The sequence below is a fragment of the Aromatoleum toluvorans genome (genome assembly GCF_012910905.1).
In the GTDB taxonomy this organism is placed as follows: Bacteria; Pseudomonadota; Gammaproteobacteria; order Burkholderiales; family Rhodocyclaceae; genus Aromatoleum; species Aromatoleum toluvorans.
Window position 1 is genome coordinate 1 of the sequence record NZ_WTVN01000090.1, and the last position, 494, is coordinate 494.

Annotated in this window: 1 protein-coding gene; it reads right to left on the reverse strand. The window is 64.2% G+C overall.

Annotated features, from left to right (window positions below; translation table 11 throughout):
- Positions 1-494: acyl-CoA thioesterase (locus tag GPA22_RS22425; protein WP_211169309.1), on the reverse strand; the 494-nt coding region annotated here is incomplete at both ends.

A 494-nucleotide genomic window follows, 5' to 3' on the forward strand; every position in this document is an offset into this window, starting at 1 on the left:
GCGCGTAGAGCAGCCATTCGTCGGCGCGGAACGGGCGATGAAACCACATCGCGTGATCGAGGCTCGCCGGCATCATGCGGCGATCGAACAGCGTGCGGCCGTAGCGCGCCATCACGGCGTCGAGCAGCGAGAAATCCGAGGCATAGGCCAGCGCGCACAGATGCAGTGCCGGATCGTCGGGCAGCTTCGCCGCGGTGCGGATCCAGACATGGATGCGGCCGTCGTCGATCTGCTGGCCGAAATAGCGGCCGAGCTCGACCGGGCGCAGCTCGATCGGCCGGTCGCTTTCGTAGTAGCGACGGATGAACTCCGGCATCTCCTTGAACATCGGCTGCTTCGAGACTTCCTCCGCCGTCAGCTTCTCCGGCGGCGGCACGTCGGGCATCTTCTCCTGGTGATTGAAGTTGCTCTCTTCATCGGAATGGAACGAGACCATGATGGAGAAGATCGCGTTGCCGTGCTGGATCGCGGTGACGCGGCGGGTGGTGTAGCTC